Raw genomic sequence first — 14,902 nt, 5'->3', positions numbered from 1 at the left:
CCGATAGCGGGAATCTCAGAACTTTACCGTGGGAACGGCGCGATCCGCTTCGTTTGATATCTCGAAATAGGCCTTCTTGACGAAGCCGAAGGGGCCGGCGATGAGATTGTTGGGGAAGGTCTCGACCTTGACGTTCAGATCGCGCGCGGCGCCGTTGTAATAGCGGCGCGACATCTGGATCTCATTTTCCGTCGTCTCCAGCGACTGCTGCAACTCGACGAAGCCGGTATTGGCCTTCAGATCGGGATAGGCTTCGGAAACGGCCATCAGACGGCCAAGCGCCTGGCTGAGAATGCCCTCGGCAGCAGCACGGCCGGCAACGTCACCAGCGGGCACAGCCTGGGCCGCATTGCGCGCCTGGGTAACCTCGATCAGCGTCTTGTTCTCATGGCCGGCATAGCCTTTGACCGTCTCGACCAGATTGGGGATGAGATCGGCGCGGCGCTTCAACTGCACGTCGATGCCGGACCATGCCTCTTCCGCGACCTGGCGCGCGCGAACGAGCCCGTTGTAGATGAAGACGACATAGAGTGCTGCCAGCACTATGATCGCTAGAAGAATATACATCTCGACTCCCCGGGGCGACTGCAACCGCAGGGACACTAGGCAGATTTGCCGGTAATGTCACCCGGCTTTCGCCGCGGCGCAAGCCCAAGATTGGGCCGCGGAGCAATGCCGCAGCCCGCAAAGTAGGCGAGCGCTGCTACTTCCAGCCGTTCAGGCTGCCCGCTGGTGCCAATTGGCGCCGCCGGCATCCGTCAGCAGGAAGGCCTCGCCGCAGGCCTTGGCCAGCGTGCGCACGCGCAGGATGTAGCTCTGACGCTCGGTCACCGAGATGACGCCACGGGCATCGAGCAGGTTGAAGACGTGGCTGGCCTTGATGCACTGGTCATAGGCCGGGAAAACGCATTTGTGCAGGCGCTGGTTATCGCTGTCGCCGGGCGCGCCGGCGGCCAGCAGCGCCTGGCATTCCTTCTCGGCATCGATGAAATGGCGATGCAGCATTTCGGTATTGGCATATTCGAAATTATGCCGCGAATATTCCTGCTCGGCCTGCAGGAAGATATCGCCGTAGCTGATCTTGTCTTCGCCCTCGAGGCCGTTGAAATTCAGATCGTAGACGCTGTCGACGCCTTGGACATAGGTCGCAAGGCGCTCAAGGCCGTAGGTCAATTCGCCGGCAACCGGCGCGCATTCGATGCCGCAGACCTGCTGGAAATAGGTGAACTGCGACACTTCCATGCCGTCGCACCAGCACTCCCAGCCGAGACCCCATGCGCCGAGCGTCGGGCTCTCCCAGTCGTCCTCGACGAAGCGGATGTCATGCAGAAGCGGATCGAGGCCGATCGCTTTCAGCGAGCCGAGATAGAGCTCCTGCAGGTTCGGCGGATTGGGCTTCAGGATGACCTGATACTGATAATAATGCTGCAGACGGTTCGGGTTTTCGCCATAGCGGCCGTCGGACGGGCGGCGCGACGGCTGGACATAGGCTGCACGCCAGGGCTTCGGGCCAAGCGCGCGCAACGTGGTCGCCGGATGGAACGTGCCGGCGCCGACTTCCATGTCGTAAGGCTGCAGAACCGCGCAACCCTTGTCGGCCCAATAATTGTGCAGCGTCAGAATCAGCGCCTGAAAGGAGCGCTTCGGGTTCATATGGTCGGGCACGTTGGCAGTCATGGGAATTGATTTCTTCCGCTAGCGAATGGTTTGGCGGACAGGTGCCACGACCGGGCGAAAGGGTCAAGACTTTGACGGGCAAACTGTCGCCTTGCCGTTGCGCGCGCCGCGGTGTCCGCGAATGTTACTCATCCTCCCGCTTGACGCGGTATTCCCCCGTCTTCGGATCCTTGACCAGGGTCCCGATTGCACCGGTACGCCGCTCCGTTTCGGCGCGACGGGACTTCTCGGCGAGCCTCTGGGCGTCGCGGACGAAGCGCCGATACAAAAACCACAGGCCGCCGACGGCGGCGACGAAGAAGATGATCTGGGGCATTACCCAGCGCTCCCGATTACAATCCGTACCGGCTCCACAATGCCTTTTCCTCTGCCACTTCCGCAAGCCCGGAAGCAAGGCCGGCACCGAGACCATCGATACCAGACAGAGAAACACCGGGGGCGCGACGGCCGAAAAGGCTGCGTGGCGTGGTGATCAGCGCGAGCTTGACCTTGTCGCCGAAACGCTTCCGCAATTCCTGACGCATGTCGCCGAGACCGTCGATAAGGCCGAGCTCAAGGCCGCGGCCTCCCGTCCAGAAGAGGCCGGAAAACACAGTATCGTCCGCATCAAGCTTTCCCGCCCGCCGCTCGCGCACCATGTCGATGAAGACCTTGTGGATCTCGAGCTGGAGGCTCTTCAGATAGTCGATGTCCTTTTCCTTTTCCGGCTGGAACGGATCGAGGATCACCTTGTTCTCGCCGGCGGTATAGACGCGGCGCTCGATGCCGATCTTCTTCAACAGCTCCGGAAAGCCGAAACCGCCGGAGACGACGCCGATCGAGCCGACGATGGAGGTGGCGTCGGCGATGATCTCGTCACCGGCGAGCGCGATCATATAGCCGCCGGAAGCCGCCACATCCTCGACGAAGACCAGAACCTTCTTTTTCTTCTCAAGAGCCAGATCGCGGATACGATTATAGATCATCCGCGATTGCACCGGAGAGCCGCCCGGCGAGTTCACCGCAATGGCGACGGCCGGCGCGTCCTTCATATCGAAGGCCTTTTCCAATGCCTGCGCGACGCCAGCCAGATTCAACGATTGCCGCAGCGGACCGCCGCCGGAGGAGATGACACCGCTCAACCGAACGACAGGTATGACCACCCTTTCCTTGCGAAACCGCTTCGGAAGCATGCGCCTGAAAAACCCAACCATTCGTCACCTTGAATCATGATGTTCGCTGCCCGTGATGTATGCATGGAAACGGCAAACGCAACATCGCCGATCGCATTTCATGCGCCGATTCACGCCGGCAACGCGTTATTTGCGCGGATAGGCGGCACGACCGTTGTTCATATCGTCGACGAAATCGGAGAATTTGTGCGTCCCTTCGCCGTGCATGATCAGCGACGCGCGCAGCACCAGCCTCGCCCTCGATCCCTTGATCGCCGTCACCAGGATGCGCACCGCGTTTTCGCCCTCGCGCGGATGGATCGGCGTGATCTCGATGCCGCCGAAGCGGCGGCCGCAGGCGCCGATGATCTCGCCGATCGATTGCGGCCGGGCAATGAGCGACAGCTGGCCGCCGGGGATCATGATGGCGCCCGCCGTGCGTATCCACCGCTCGAACAGCCCCTCGGTCATGGCATGCGCCTCGGCCTTCAGCGCATCGGGCGTCAGCCGGTCGCTGGCGTCGTTGAAGGGCGGGTTCATGATGACGTGATGGAAACTGTCGTCGATCAGCCCCGCCTCATTGCGGTCCTTGCCGGTCAGCGTCACATCGGCCTCGAGGACCGAGACACGGCCGGCGAAACGGGCATTTTCTGACAGCAACAGGCTCTTGCGGGCGAATTCGGCCATGTCGGGCGAGCGTTCGAACAGCACCACATCAGCCCGATCGAGCCGCGACGCCACCGCCATGCCGGCCGCACCCGCGCCGGCGCCGAGATCGGCCACCCGGATGGGGCGCTCGTCGGCGACGAGAGCTGCCAGCAGCATGGCATCCATACCGGAACGATGTCCCCTGCCCTTCGGCTGGACGACATGAAACGCCCCGCGATGGAAGGCGTCGATGGTTTCCGGGGGGCTATCGGTCATAGCGCACCTCAGGCACGCGCCGGGCGCAACTCGTCGCCGAGGCCGGCGTCGAAGAGGATACGCCGTGCCTGATCGGCGCGCTCCTCATCCACCAGAAAGCGCCGCGGCAGCATGCCGAGCGAGCCTTCGAGAATGCTCATGGCTTGATCCGCGACGAAGCAATGAATCCCGGCATCTTTCATCAGGCTCTCCGCAAAAGAGAGGAGGACCGGATCATTCGTGCGGATGAGTTCGTGCATAAGCCTTGAGTTTCCTGTCAAATTTACGCGACGAGACAATTCGCCTCTTGCCGCCTCTTTCGCCCCTTCTTATGGTGCTTTGCAGAAAATGAACAGGAGTCCGGATCGTTGGGCGTCGTGATACCGCTGGAAGAAAGCAAGAATAAACTGGCATCCATCAAGCCTTTGGTGGATCTGACCAAGGCGGACATGGAACGCGTCAATCAGCTCATCCTGTCGAAAGCCGGTTCCGATGTACAGATGATTCCCGAGGTTGCGGAGCATCTCATCTCGTCTGGCGGCAAGCGCTTGCGGCCGATGCTGACCATCGCCTCGGCGGCGCTCTATCACTACCAGGGCGACAATCACATCAAGCTCGCCACATCCGTCGAGTTCCTGCATACGGCGACATTGCTGCACGACGACGTGGTCGATGAAAGCGACCTGCGCCGCGGCAAGTCCACCGCCCGCATGATCTGGGGCAACCAGGCGAGCGTGCTCGTCGGCGACTTCCTGCTCGGCCAGGCTTTCCGGATGATGGTCGAAGTCGGCTCGCTCGAGGCGCTCGATGTACTCTCCTCGGCTGCCTGCGTCATCGCCGAAGGCGAAGTGCTGCAGCTCTCCGTCTCCAAGAACATGGAAACGACCGAGGACGATTATCTCTCGGTCATCCGCGCCAAGACCGCGGCGCTTTTCGCCGCCGCCGCCGAAGTCGGTCCGATTGTCGCCAATGCCGGCAAGGCTGAGCGCAACGCGCTGAAATCCTACGGCACCAATCTCGGCCTCGCCTTCCAGCTCGTCGACGACGCGCTTGATTACGGCGGCAAGGCCGCTGATCTCGGCAAGAATGTCGGCGACGATTTCCGTGAAGGCAAGATCACGCTTCCGGTGATCCTGGCCTATCGCCGCGGCACCGAAAAGGAACGTGCCTTCTGGCGTGACGCCATCGAAACGGGCAACAACAGCGACGAGAACCTTGAGAAGGCCCTGGGCCTGATCACGAAATATGGCGCACTTGCCGACACAATCGCCCGTGCCATTCATTATGGCACCATCGCCCGCGACGCCCTGGCGCCATTGCCGGAAACGCCCTGGAAATCCGCACTTCTGGAAGTGATCGATTTCTGCATCGAACGCGTTAATTGATAGCGGCGGACCGAATTTCTTGCAGGGCCGCTTCAAAAAAGCCATCCTGTTGTGAATCAGTTGACACGAATGCTTTATGCCGCCGGCGACTTCGCTGGCCATCCCTTGATGAAAGGCTTTCTAATGCGGCAGAGACTTGCCATCCGTTTCCTCTCGGGCGTAGCCTTGGCGGCGATCCTTTCCGTGTCCGCCCTGAATGGCGCGCGTGCTGAGGACAAGCCGGCAGCGCCGGAGATCAACACCCCGGTCGCCTTCGATCCGGAAAATGTCGATACTTTTGCCGGGGCTTTCCTGGCCGCCCGCACAGCCGATGTCGACCACGACTACGACACCGCCATCGCGCTCTACAAAAAGGCGCTGATGATCGAGCCGGGCAATCCGGAAATCCGTCAGCGGTTGATGATTTCGCTGCTGCTCAACGGCAATCTTGAAGAAGGCGTGAAATACGCCAACGAGCTGAAGAGCGATCCCTCCGTCGAGCGCGTCACGACGATCGTGCGCGGCATGGACGCCATCCGCCGCCATGAATACAGGAGCGCTCAGGATATCCTGAAGTATAACGGTCCGAACGATCTCGACCGGATGATGACCAACCTGCTCTCCGCCTGGGCCCGCGCTGGCTCCGGCCGCGGCAAGGAAGCGATCGCGATGATCGACAAGATGAAGGGCCCCGATTGGTTCAACATCTTCAAGAACTATCATGCCGGCGCCATCGCCCTGACGATAGGCGATTTGAAATCGGCACGCTCGCATCTCAACGACGCCGTCCTCGACAAGACGGGTGGCGCAACGGCACCCGACACCTTCATGCGCTCCGTCATGGCACTGGCACGCCTCGAGGCCAAGGCCGGCGACAAGCAGAAGGCTCTCGATGCAATTTCGGTCGGCGACAACCTCGTCAGCAATTACGCGCCGCTCAATGCGCTTCGCGACAGCATCAGCAAGGGTGATACGCCAGAGCAGCAGGTAACTGACGCGACGCAGGGCGCGGCGGCCGTGCTGTTCACCATCGGTGCCGCGCTCAACCGGGACGGCGCCGAAGATGTCGTTTCGCTTTATCTGCAGATCGCCAACTCGCTCGATTCGAAGGCCGCCGATACGCTGGTTCTTCTCGGCGGGCTTGCGGAAAAGCAGGAGCAGACCGATCGCGCCATCGCTTTCTACAGGAAGGTGCCGGACAATTCGCCGATGGCCCGCATCTCCGAGCTGCAACTCGGGCTTGCTCTGGCGCAGGCCGGCAAGGTTGACGATGCCCGCAAGCATCTGAAGGCGCTGATCGATTCCGACCCCAACGACGTCCGCAGCTATCTGGCCTATGGCAGCGTCCTTTCCGATGCCAAGGACTTCCAGGCCATGGCCGATAACTACGACAAGGCCGTGCAGATCATCGGCCCCGTGCCGAAGCGCAGCGACTGGGCCGTGTTCTTCCAGCGCGGCATCGCCTATGAGCGGCTGAAGAAGTGGGCCGATGCCGAGCCGAACTTCAAGAAGGCTCTGGAACTCAACCCGGATCAGCCGCAGGTGCTGAACTATCTCGGCTATTCCTGGGTCGACATGAACATGAACCTCGACCAGGGTCTGGACATGATCCGGAAGGCCGTCGACCTCAAGCCGGATGACGGCTATATCGTCGATTCGCTCGGCTGGGCCTATTTCCGCCTCAACCGCTTCGACGATGCAGTGAACGAGCTGGAGCGCGCCGCACAGCTCAAGGCCGGCGATCCCACCATCAACGATCATCTGGGCGATGCCTATTGGCGCGTAAACCGCAAGCTCGAAGCCGTCTACCAGTGGAATCGGGCGTTGGCCTCGAAGCCGGAAGAAGCCGATATTCCGAAGATCAAGGAGAAGGTCGACAAGGGCTTGCCTGCGCTCGACACCGATCCGAAGACGGTCGACAAGACCAAGCAGCCCGATCCGGCACCGGCGCCCGCTCCCGATTCGAACGCGCCTGCTCCGGTCGATAAGAAGTCCTAAGACTTTTCATGAACGCGATCTTGGCAGCGGGCGATTTCGACCTCACGGAGGAAGCGCCCGCAAAGATCAATCTTGCGCTGCATGTGATGGGCCGCCGCGCCGACGGCTATCATCTGCTCGATATGCTGGTGAGCTTTGCCCGCCACGGCGACCGCCTTGCCTTTCGCACCAGCGAGCATGACGAATTCAGCCTTTCCGGGCGCTTTGCCCCTCTTCTCTCCGCCGATGCAGAAGCGGGAAACAACCTCGTTCTCAAGGCGCGAGATCTGCTGCGGCAGGTTCTTTTCGAGATCGATGCGCCGCCCGTTCACATCCATCTCGAAAAGAACCTGCCGATCGCCTCGGGCATCGGTGGCGGCTCGGCGGATGCGGCCGCGACGCTACGCGGGCTGACGCGGCTATGGGGCGCAGCACTGCCGGAAGAAACGACAAAGGCAATTGCGCTGAAGCTCGGGGCGGATGTGCCGATGTGCCTCGCGAGCCGGCCGTTGGTGGCGCGCGGCATCGGCGAGGCGATCGAACTCCTGCCGGACTTTCCGTCCTTTTCCATGGTTCTCGGCAATCCCCTTGTCGGCGTCTCGACACCGGAGGTATTCCGCCGGCTTTCCCGCAAGGACAATCCGCCGCTCCTGTTCCCGTCGCGGATGCCGCAGGGGCGCGACGAATGGATCGAGACGATCAGAAGCCTGCGCAACGACCTCGAGCCGCCGGCGCGAATGATTTGCGGCGAGATTTCAACGCTCGCCGGTTTGATCGGAAGCCAGCATGCCGTTGTGACTCGCATGTCCGGCTCCGGGGCGACATGCTTCGGCATCTTCGATACCATCGAGCAGGCAGAGGCTGCGGCTGCCTTGCTTCACAGACAGAGGCCGGACTGGTATTTCCAGGCGACCGAGACGATTGCGGGAGAGGCATGATGGCAGGCCCAGGCACCGAAAGATCCTTCATTCCCGTCGGCATCGCCGTGCTGACCGTCTCCGATACGCGCACGCTGGCCGACGACAAGTCTGGCGATACGCTGGTCGCACGCATTGCCGAAGCCGGTCACAGGCTTGTCAGCCGCGCCATCGTTCCCGATGACAAGGAGCGCATTCGCGCCCAGGTGGAAGCCTGGACACTTGATGATGCGGTCGACGTCGTGATCACCACCGGCGGCACCGGCTTTACCGGCCGCGACGTCACGCCCGAGGCGCTGGAACCCTTGTTCGAAAAGCGGATGGACGGTTTTTCCGAGGTCTTCCATCGCATTTCCTACGACAAGATCGGCACGGCGACGATACAGTCGCGGGCAACCGGCGGCGTCGCCAATGCCACTTTCATCTTCGTGCTGCCGGGCTCTCCCGGCGCCTGCAAGGACGCCTGGGACGGCATATTGAAGGCGCAGCTCGACTACCGGCACATGCCTTGCAATTTCGTGGAGATCATGCCCCGCCTCGACGAGCATCTGAAGCGCGGCGGCGGTTCCAAATAGATCCTGCGTGTCCGCAAGGCCTCGCAGCCCGCTATGCCTTTGGCCCCGGCAGGGCAGGAATTGATTCCCAAGTATCACCGCTGAGAATGATGCAGCTCCGTCCGGAGACGTCGCTGATCATCAGCGTCCAGTTGCCGCTTTCGGCAGCGTAGATTTCAACGATGGTGTTGGGATCGAGCTTGCCGGCAGCCGACAGCTTTTCGGAAAGATGGTCGCCAAGGAACGCGATGATATCAACGCGCTTGGCGCAAGCCAGTGTCGCTTGGGAGGCGGCAACGCCGGGATAGAGAATTGCACTTGCAACGAAGGCCGTTGCAATAAGGCGGTAGAGCATCGTGCGTTTCATAACGCACCTCCTTTCGCCGAAATCTCGGCGGAAAAGGAGAGTTCCGCTGACCAGTTCCGCCGCATACCGGCATCTTTGTGGTCGGCCGCCCAACGCGATACGCGAAAGGTGCCGCCACAACAAAATTATGACAGCTATTCCCAGGTTTACAAATGGAATCTGGGACGATGAGAGCTCTATCGCGCCGCCCGCGCGACCCAGGATGGAATGAGTTCGCTTGAAAGCCTGCGGCTTTTCTGACCTTTGGCGAATTCCGCCAGCCGCATGCCGGTTCTGGCGACGGCGATGGCCTGTGGCTTGGAAAGCAGTAATCCCAGCTCCAGGGGCGGTGTGCCGCGGCCGATGCGCTGCAGGAAAGGCCGGCGATAACCGCGCGATGCGGTAAAGCGTGCAGGCACCTTGTTCAACGAAACATATTCGGCGATCTCGTCGATCCAGCCGGCCTGCGGGCGCGCGCCGGGCTCGACCAGCAGCAGCCATTCGCCGCGCGCCGTGCGCAATATGTCTTTTATATCCCACTGCGAATAGAACCGGCAGCCGGCGGCATCCGCCACCCGTGAGGTGCCGTCCCGCGAGCCGTGATCGAGCACGACGACATCGCAAACCAGGCCCTCGATAGCGCCCGCCACCAATGCCGCCAATGTCTGCGCCAGCTCAGGTTCCTGATCCTGACATTCGATGATTACCGTCAACATTGCCCATTTATAGAGCGGCGCACAATTTATTGCCAGCGCATAACCCCTCAAACCCGAAGGTTTAGCGGGAAGGCTTATACACAGCCTCAAAGGTCGCGGCGGAGTGCAATTTCGTATTTTGTTCTTGCATTGTTCTCATTTGTCGGATAGGAATTTAATCACCTTAGACGCGGCGTGCGGCGCCACGAACCGCCCTGGAGCTACCGATGAACGAGCAGTCCCTTGCAGGGCAGGCCGCATTCGCGCCTGCCAATACGCCAGACATTGCCAACGCCTTGATCGCCGACGCCGGCCTCAGGGTCGACGTCGAGCGCCGGCGCGGACGCGGCGCCGGGCTGAACCCGAGCGGCCGGTTCGAAGCTCGGCAGCGCGAGACCTTCGATGACGGCTGGCAGACCCTGGAGGAGCTTCCGCCCTTCAAGACCGAGGTGCAGGTGGAGAAGCCGCGCACCGCGATCACGCGCAACGAATCGCCCGATATTCCCTTCGATCGTTCCGTCAATCCCTATCGCGGCTGCGAGCATGGCTGCATCTACTGCTTCGCGCGGCCGACGCATGCCTATATGGGCCTGTCGCCGGGGCTGGATTTCGAAGCGAAGCTGTTTGCCAAGCCGGATGCGGCGAAGCTTCTGGAGCGGGAACTGGCAAAGCCCGGCTACAAGCCGCGCGTCATCGCCATCGGCACCAACACCGATCCTTATCAGCCGATCGAGAAGGAATGGCGGATCATGCGCCAGATCCTCGAAGTGCTGAACAGGGCGAACCATCCGGTCGCTATCGTCACCAAATCAGCGCTGGTCATGCGCGATATCGATATCCTCAAGGACATGGCCGCCAAGAACCTGGTGCGGGTGGGCCTGTCGGTGACGACGCTCGATCGGAAGCTGGCGCGCACCATGGAACCGCGCGCCGCGACGCCGCCGCGGCGACTGGAGGCGATCCAGGCCCTGAGCGAGGCCGGCATCCGCACCTCGATCATGGTGGCGCCGATCATTCCCGCCCTCAACGACCATGAGATCGAGCGCATCCTCGATGCCGGCAAGGCTGCCGGCGCGCTGGAGGCAAGCTATGTGATCCTGCGGCTGCCTCTGGAAGTGAGCCCGCTGTTTCGCGACTGGCTGCTGCAGCACTATCCGGATCGATACCGCCACGTCATGTCGCTGGTCCGCTCGATGCGCGGCGGCAAGGATTACGATGCCGATTTTGGCAAACGCATGAAGGGTGCCGGACCCTATGCCTGGCAGATCAGCCGTCGCTTCGAAATGGCAACGCGACGGCTCGATCTCACACGCCGCAATATCGCGCTGCGCGACGACCTGTTCGTGCCGCCTGACGGCAGCGGCGTCCAGCTGTCGCTGCTCTGACCTTTCCTCGCGGGTTTTTCCCTGTGCCCGCTGGAAGAGAGCCCCCCAGGTTCGCCGCCCTGATCCACCGGGGGCTTGCAGGAGATCGGGTGGTGTGCGAGCTTTGCCGCATGCCACGCAGCACATCACCCGATTCTCCCATGCTTTTCGACGAAGCGCCAATCATCCCGACCTTCGAGCTGGAACTGATCGCCCGCCGCGCCGGACACTGGCCGGTCGCCGGTGCCGACGAGGCAGGCCGTGGGCCCCTCGCAGGGCCTGTCGTCGCAGCGGCAGTCATTCTCGATCCCGAACGCATTCCGCAGGGGCTGAACGATTCCAAGCAGCTCACCGCCGCCAGACGCGAAGCGCTGTTTGTCGAAATCCTCGCGACGGCAACCGTTTCCATTGCCTCATCGAGTGCAGCCCGTATCGACACGACGGATATCCGCAAGGCAAGCCTCGACGCGATGCGCCGTGCCATTTGCAGCCTGGCGGTGCCGGCAAGCTATGTGTTGACCGACGGCCTCGATGTGCCCGCGGGCCTTGCATGCCCTGGCAAGGCTGTGGTCAAGGGCGATGCGCGCTCTTTCTCGATCGCAGCCGCCTCGATCGTCGCGAAGGTGACGCGCGACCGGATGATGGCGCGAGCAGGCGACGACTTTCCCGCCTATGGCTTCGCGGCCCATGCCGGCTATGGCACTGCCCAGCATCGCGCCGGCATCGAGCTGCATGGCCCGTGCTCCCTGCACCGCATGAGCTTTCGGCCCCTGAAGAAGGAAGCCGTCTGAAGATCATATCGCTGCTATCTGTTACTCGGTCATTCCTGCCGTAATTTCCGCCGACCATCTCGTCATATAGGCAATGTCCAGGCGGTAGCCCTGATCATGTCCCTCCTTGAGGTCCCGCCGGTATTTTTCGACGCCGCGCGCCGCCTCCTGCTCCATGAAGCTCAGCAGCGCCTCCAGCCGCTCGACGATGGCATCGGGCAGAGAGCGGCGTTCTGCAGCCGACATTCCATAGGCATCGGCAAAGATGCGGGCGCGCCGGATCTGGTTGTCCAGCCCATCCAGGCTTCCCACCCCGATGCCTGAGGACAGCGGCGCCCAGCGATAGACGGCATAGGCCAGATCCCAGCACCGAGGGGCGGGATGAGCCGTCTCGAAGTCGATGATGCCAGTCACCTCGCCGTTTTTCAGCACGACATTATAGGGTGCGAAATCCCCATGACAGATGACTTCGCGCGGCGTTCGGGCCGGCAATTGCCATATGCATTCCGTTGCAAGGTCGCGCAGAAACAGCGCTGAACAATCGTGATAATGACGAAGCAGAGACGCCGCCGACCGCAAGGCCAGTTCGGAGCGCATTTCGACGTTGTCGTCGAGATCGCCGGTGGTGCCGGGCAGATAGGTCACTTTCTCCCAGACCGCATCAAATCCAGCCGGCAGCGGAGCTGCGGCAAAACCATGTCGCCGCAAGGCGGCGAGCAAAGCATGAACGCTTGATGTCCATGGGCGAACCGGCCGCAGGATGTGATCGCCCTGACGAAACGGTTCCTCGCCGTCCAATATCTGCATCGACCCTCCCTGCGCGCCCAAATGATCTAGATGCGGAAAGGGCCCTTAGTCAAACACCGAGAAGACGGGAGGCCGAAACAAAAAAAGCCCCGCCGAAGCAGGGCTCTTTTGAATTTCGATCTCTCGGGCTTAGTTCAGCCGGGTCTTCACTTCGTTGACTGCGTCGTTGAAGAGGCCCGATTGAACGCTTCCACCGGTCTTCTGCGCAAGCACAGATTCCGCAGCCGCAATCGCGAGGTCAACGGCAGCGGAACGAACCGCCTTCATCGCATCGGCTTCCGCCTGCTTGATCTTCTGCTCGGACAGCGCCGTGCGGTTGGCGACGAATTCCTCCGTCTTCTTGCGGGCTTCCGACGTCAGCATTTGGGCTTCACGCTCGGCAGCCGCGACGATGTTCGCCGCATCTGCTTCAGCTTCCTTGCGCTTGCGCTGGTATTCGGCCAGCAGATGCTGAGCCTCTTCGCGCAGGCGCTTTGCTTCTGCCAGTTCGTTGCGGATCTGATCGGCACGGTCGTCCAGCGACTTCGCCATCATGCCCGGAACCTTCAGATAGACGATCAGGCCGAGGAAGATGAGAAGCGCGACAAAAGCGAAGAAAGTTTCATCAAGAGCAAACGTCATGGATCAACCCTCCCGCTTGGCGGATGCTGCGGCAACAGCCGAAGCGACATCAGCCTTGCCGGCGACGTTGCCGACCAGCTGCTCGACGACGGCAGCAGCCGTCTCTTCCGCGATCGCTCCGACATCGCCGAAAGCCTTTTGCTTGATCTCGCCGATGCGAGCCTCAGCGGCCTTGAGCTTTTCGGAAAGGCTTGCCTCGATCGCCTTGCGATCTTCCTCGGCCTTTGCCTTGGCGGTATCGCGGGCGGTGGCGCCGATCGAATTTGCCTTGGCGCGCGCAGCTGCCAATTCGCTTTCGTAGGTCGCGACGGCAGCGTCGGCTTCAGCCTTCAGGCGCGAGGCTTCCTCGATATCCTGGGCGATACGGTCATGCCGGCTCTCCAGGATCTTGCCAACGCGCGGAATGACGATCTTCTGCATGGCCACGTAGAAGATAACGAAGGTGATCACCAGCCAAAGCAGCTGTGAGGCGTAGGTCGTATGGTCGAACGGCGGGAATACGCCGGCGTGATGGCCCTGCTCGGGCGCACCCGTTTCCGTGTGCACCTCGCCGGCGGCCGGCGGTGCTTCGTCAGCGTATGCCGGGGTCACAAACATGCTCACCTCCAGGTGGTCTGCAAATACAAAGAATCACGGCTCGCTGCCCGCGAACCGTGATCTATGACGCCGCTGATATCAGACGGCGAAGAGCAGGAGGAGAGCGATGAGCAGCGAGAAGATGCCCAGAGCTTCCGTAACGGCGAAGCCGAATACCAGACGGCCGAACTGGCTGTCAGCGGCAGACGGATTGCGCAGTGCGCCGGACAGGTAGCTGCCGAAGATATTGCCGAGGCCGAGAGCCGTGCCGGCCATACCAAAGCAAGCCAAACCTGCGCCGATGAACTTTGCTGCTTCCGCGTCCATGTTGAACTCCTTTGAAATGGTTGTGCGGTGAATGACTGACGCCCTTAGACGCCAATGTCTTTATCCTTAGTGGCCACCCGGGTGGATTGCGTCGTTGAGGTACATGCAAGTCAGTACCGCAAAGACGTAAGCCTGGAGGAAGGCAACGAGGAATTCGAGACCGGTGAGGGCGACGGTCATGATGAGGGGAAGAATTGCTCCACCGATGCCAAGCGCGCCAAGGGCTCCGAGCGAGGCGACGAAGCCTGCGAAAACCTTGAGCGTGATATGGCCGGCGAGCATGTTGGCGAAAAGACGAACGGAGAGCGAAATCGGCCGGGACAGGAACGAGATGATCTCGATGATCACCACCAGCGGCAGAAGAATACCCGGGACGCCCTGCGGCACGAAGAGCTTGAGGAAACCGAAACCGTGCTTGAGGAAACCGTAGATAATGACCGTCAGGATGACCAGAAGCGCCAGAGCGAAGGTAACGATGATCTGGCTGGTGATGGTGTAGAAATAAGGAACCATGCCGAGCAGATTGGCCGTCAGCACGAACATGAAGAGCGAGAAGACCAGCGGGAAGAACTTCATTCCCTTCGTCCCCGCCCCTTCCTTCAACATCGAGGCGATGAACTCATAGGCCATTTCCGCCACGGACTGAGCCCGCGTCGGAATGACGCCGCGCGGTGCGCTGGCATAGTACAGGAATCCGGCAGAGAGCACTGCGGAGGCGACCATGAACAAGGAAGCGTTGGTGAACGAAAAATCAATTCCACCGATATCGATCGGGATAATCTTGAAGATCAGGAACTGATGGGTAGGTCCGTTTGCCACCGCTTGTTCTCTTTCATTTTTCCGCTCTGCCGAA

General features: G+C 61.3%; 19 protein-coding genes. 6 read left to right on the top strand and 13 right to left on the bottom strand.

The window, feature by feature from the left end:
- Positions 1-15: 15 nt before the first annotated feature.
- The 6 genes from FHT28_RS18680 to FHT28_RS18655 all read right to left on the bottom strand — a co-directional run bounded on the left by FHT28_RS18680 (position 16) and on the right by FHT28_RS18655 (position 3,991).
- Positions 16-567: a LemA family protein gene (locus FHT28_RS18680; protein WP_037198525.1), complete on the bottom strand. Its 552-nt coding sequence runs from the start codon at positions 565-567 to the stop codon at positions 16-18.
- 150 nt (positions 568-717) lie between these two features.
- A complete protein-coding gene (locus FHT28_RS18675; RefSeq protein ID WP_037198523.1) occupies positions 718-1,677 on the bottom strand; it encodes a glycine--tRNA ligase subunit alpha in 960 nt (319 codons plus the stop codon).
- Between the two features lie 124 nt (positions 1,678-1,801).
- The gene (locus FHT28_RS18670; protein ID WP_034508388.1) at positions 1,802-1,993 is read right to left on the bottom strand and encodes a membrane protein; all 192 of its coding nucleotides are present in this window, start codon (positions 1,991-1,993) and stop codon (positions 1,802-1,804) included.
- Positions 1,994-2,009: 16 nt separating this feature from the next.
- Positions 2,010-2,870 carry a S49 family peptidase gene (locus FHT28_RS18665; RefSeq protein ID WP_047640411.1) on the bottom strand — a complete coding sequence of 287 codons (861 nt, stop codon included), beginning with the start codon at positions 2,868-2,870 and terminating at the stop codon, positions 2,010-2,012.
- A gap of 105 nt (positions 2,871-2,975) precedes the next feature.
- The gene (locus FHT28_RS18660; protein ID WP_168597014.1) at positions 2,976-3,752 is read right to left on the bottom strand and encodes a methyltransferase; all 777 of its coding nucleotides are present in this window, start codon (positions 3,750-3,752) and stop codon (positions 2,976-2,978) included.
- An 8-nt stretch (positions 3,753-3,760) separates the two neighbouring features.
- Entirely contained in the window at positions 3,761-3,991 is a 231-nt protein-coding gene (locus FHT28_RS18655) for a DUF2007 domain-containing protein (RefSeq protein WP_168597013.1), read from the bottom strand.
- Positions 3,992-4,099: 108 nt separating this feature from the next.
- Here FHT28_RS18655 and FHT28_RS18650 point away from each other — a divergent pair, with 108 nt between their 5' ends.
- From FHT28_RS18650 to moaB, 4 genes are all read left to right on the top strand, one after another.
- A complete protein-coding gene (locus FHT28_RS18650) occupies positions 4,100-5,116 on the top strand; it encodes a polyprenyl synthetase family protein (protein WP_168597012.1) in 1,017 nt (338 codons plus the stop codon).
- Between the two features lie 123 nt (positions 5,117-5,239).
- Positions 5,240-7,093: a tetratricopeptide repeat protein gene (locus FHT28_RS18645; protein ID WP_047640437.1), complete on the top strand. Its 1,854-nt coding sequence runs from the start codon at positions 5,240-5,242 to the stop codon at positions 7,091-7,093.
- Between the two features lie 8 nt (positions 7,094-7,101).
- Positions 7,102-8,010: a 4-(cytidine 5'-diphospho)-2-C-methyl-D-erythritol kinase gene (locus FHT28_RS18640; RefSeq protein WP_168597011.1), complete on the top strand. Its 909-nt coding sequence runs from the start codon at positions 7,102-7,104 to the stop codon at positions 8,008-8,010.
- The gene (gene moaB / locus FHT28_RS18635) at positions 8,010-8,564 is read left to right on the top strand and encodes a molybdenum cofactor biosynthesis protein B (protein WP_168597010.1); all 555 of its coding nucleotides are present in this window, start codon (positions 8,010-8,012) and stop codon (positions 8,562-8,564) included. Before FHT28_RS18640 ends, moaB begins: the two co-directional genes overlap by 1 nt.
- Before the next feature lie 31 nt (positions 8,565-8,595).
- Here moaB and FHT28_RS18630 read toward each other — a convergent pair whose 3' ends face one another.
- Together FHT28_RS18630 and FHT28_RS18625 are read right to left on the bottom strand one after the other, a co-directional pair.
- Positions 8,596-8,910: a hypothetical protein gene (locus FHT28_RS18630; RefSeq protein WP_037198515.1), complete on the bottom strand. Its 315-nt coding sequence runs from the start codon at positions 8,908-8,910 to the stop codon at positions 8,596-8,598.
- 176 nt (positions 8,911-9,086) lie between these two features.
- Entirely contained in the window at positions 9,087-9,605 is a 519-nt protein-coding gene (locus FHT28_RS18625) for a glycosyl transferase (protein WP_037198514.1), read from the bottom strand.
- A gap of 206 nt (positions 9,606-9,811) precedes the next feature.
- On the opposite strand from FHT28_RS18625, the gene FHT28_RS18620 reads away from it, so the two are divergent.
- Both FHT28_RS18620 and FHT28_RS18615 read left to right on the top strand, forming a co-directional pair.
- Positions 9,812-10,969: a PA0069 family radical SAM protein gene (locus tag FHT28_RS18620; protein ID WP_047560873.1), complete on the top strand. Its 1,158-nt coding sequence runs from the start codon at positions 9,812-9,814 to the stop codon at positions 10,967-10,969.
- A gap of 110 nt (positions 10,970-11,079) precedes the next feature.
- The gene (locus tag FHT28_RS18615) at positions 11,080-11,739 is read left to right on the top strand and encodes a ribonuclease HII (protein WP_168597009.1); all 660 of its coding nucleotides are present in this window, start codon (positions 11,080-11,082) and stop codon (positions 11,737-11,739) included.
- Positions 11,740-11,760: 21 nt separating this feature from the next.
- Here the strand turns inward: FHT28_RS18615 and FHT28_RS18610 are convergent, their stop codons facing one another.
- The 5 genes from FHT28_RS18610 to FHT28_RS18590 all read right to left on the bottom strand — a co-directional run bounded on the left by FHT28_RS18610 (position 11,761) and on the right by FHT28_RS18590 (position 14,868).
- Positions 11,761-12,525 (bottom strand): phosphotransferase, encoded by a 765-nt coding sequence (locus FHT28_RS18610; protein ID WP_168597008.1) that lies wholly within the window; start codon positions 12,523-12,525, stop codon positions 11,761-11,763.
- Between the two features lie 129 nt (positions 12,526-12,654).
- Positions 12,655-13,146, bottom strand: a complete 492-nt coding sequence (locus tag FHT28_RS18605; RefSeq protein ID WP_047560865.1) for a F0F1 ATP synthase subunit B — start codon at positions 13,144-13,146, stop codon at positions 12,655-12,657.
- Positions 13,147-13,149: 3 nt separating this feature from the next.
- A complete protein-coding gene (locus tag FHT28_RS18600) occupies positions 13,150-13,743 on the bottom strand; it encodes a F0F1 ATP synthase subunit B (protein WP_037198509.1) in 594 nt (197 codons plus the stop codon).
- 78 nt (positions 13,744-13,821) lie between these two features.
- Complete coding sequence (locus FHT28_RS18595) at positions 13,822-14,049, bottom strand: F0F1 ATP synthase subunit C (RefSeq protein ID WP_004109844.1); 228 nt, start codon at positions 14,047-14,049, stop codon at positions 13,822-13,824.
- A 66-nt stretch (positions 14,050-14,115) separates the two neighbouring features.
- Entirely contained in the window at positions 14,116-14,868 is a 753-nt protein-coding gene (locus FHT28_RS18590) for a F0F1 ATP synthase subunit A (RefSeq protein WP_037198508.1), read from the bottom strand.
- Between the last annotated feature and the right edge of the window lie 34 nt (positions 14,869-14,902).

This window comes from Rhizobium sp. SG570, from assembly GCF_012275345.1.
Lineage (GTDB): Bacteria > Pseudomonadota > Alphaproteobacteria > Rhizobiales > Rhizobiaceae > Rhizobium > Rhizobium lusitanum.
Note: the sequence above shows the minus strand (reverse complement) of the source record. Positions and strands in the feature narration are given on the sequence as shown.

Bases quoted from the DNA above. Each gene is read 5' to 3' on its own strand.
- FHT28_RS18680 (WP_037198525.1), bottom strand. From the start codon at position 567: ATGTATATTCTTCTAGCGATCATAGTGCTGGCAGCACTCTATGTCGTC.
- FHT28_RS18675 (WP_037198523.1), bottom strand. From the start codon at position 1,677: ATGACTGCCAACGTGCCCGACCATATGAACCCGAAGCGCTCCTTTCAG.
- FHT28_RS18670 (WP_034508388.1), bottom strand. From the start codon at position 1,993: ATGCCCCAGATCATCTTCTTCGTCGCCGCCGTCGGCGGCCTGTGGTTT.
- FHT28_RS18665 (WP_047640411.1), bottom strand. From the start codon at position 2,870: ATGGTTGGGTTTTTCAGGCGCATGCTTCCGAAGCGGTTTCGCAAGGAA.
- FHT28_RS18660 (WP_168597014.1), bottom strand. From the start codon at position 3,752: ATGACCGATAGCCCCCCGGAAACCATCGACGCCTTCCATCGCGGGGCG.
- FHT28_RS18655 (WP_168597013.1), bottom strand. From the start codon at position 3,991: ATGCACGAACTCATCCGCACGAATGATCCGGTCCTCCTCTCTTTTGCG.
- FHT28_RS18645 (WP_047640437.1), top strand. From the start codon at position 5,240: ATGCGGCAGAGACTTGCCATCCGTTTCCTCTCGGGCGTAGCCTTGGCG.
- FHT28_RS18640 (WP_168597011.1), top strand. From the start codon at position 7,102: ATGAACGCGATCTTGGCAGCGGGCGATTTCGACCTCACGGAGGAAGCG.
- moaB (WP_168597010.1), top strand. From the start codon at position 8,010: ATGGCAGGCCCAGGCACCGAAAGATCCTTCATTCCCGTCGGCATCGCC.
- FHT28_RS18630 (WP_037198515.1), bottom strand. From the start codon at position 8,910: ATGAAACGCACGATGCTCTACCGCCTTATTGCAACGGCCTTCGTTGCA.
- FHT28_RS18625 (WP_037198514.1), bottom strand. From the start codon at position 9,605: ATGTTGACGGTAATCATCGAATGTCAGGATCAGGAACCTGAGCTGGCG.
- FHT28_RS18620 (WP_047560873.1), top strand. From the start codon at position 9,812: ATGAACGAGCAGTCCCTTGCAGGGCAGGCCGCATTCGCGCCTGCCAAT.
- FHT28_RS18615 (WP_168597009.1), top strand. From the start codon at position 11,080: ATGCCACGCAGCACATCACCCGATTCTCCCATGCTTTTCGACGAAGCG.
- FHT28_RS18610 (WP_168597008.1), bottom strand. From the start codon at position 12,525: ATGCAGATATTGGACGGCGAGGAACCGTTTCGTCAGGGCGATCACATC.
- FHT28_RS18605 (WP_047560865.1), bottom strand. From the start codon at position 13,146: ATGACGTTTGCTCTTGATGAAACTTTCTTCGCTTTTGTCGCGCTTCTC.
- FHT28_RS18600 (WP_037198509.1), bottom strand. From the start codon at position 13,743: ATGTTTGTGACCCCGGCATACGCTGACGAAGCACCGCCGGCCGCCGGC.
- FHT28_RS18595 (WP_004109844.1), bottom strand. From the start codon at position 14,049: ATGGACGCGGAAGCAGCAAAGTTCATCGGCGCAGGTTTGGCTTGCTTT.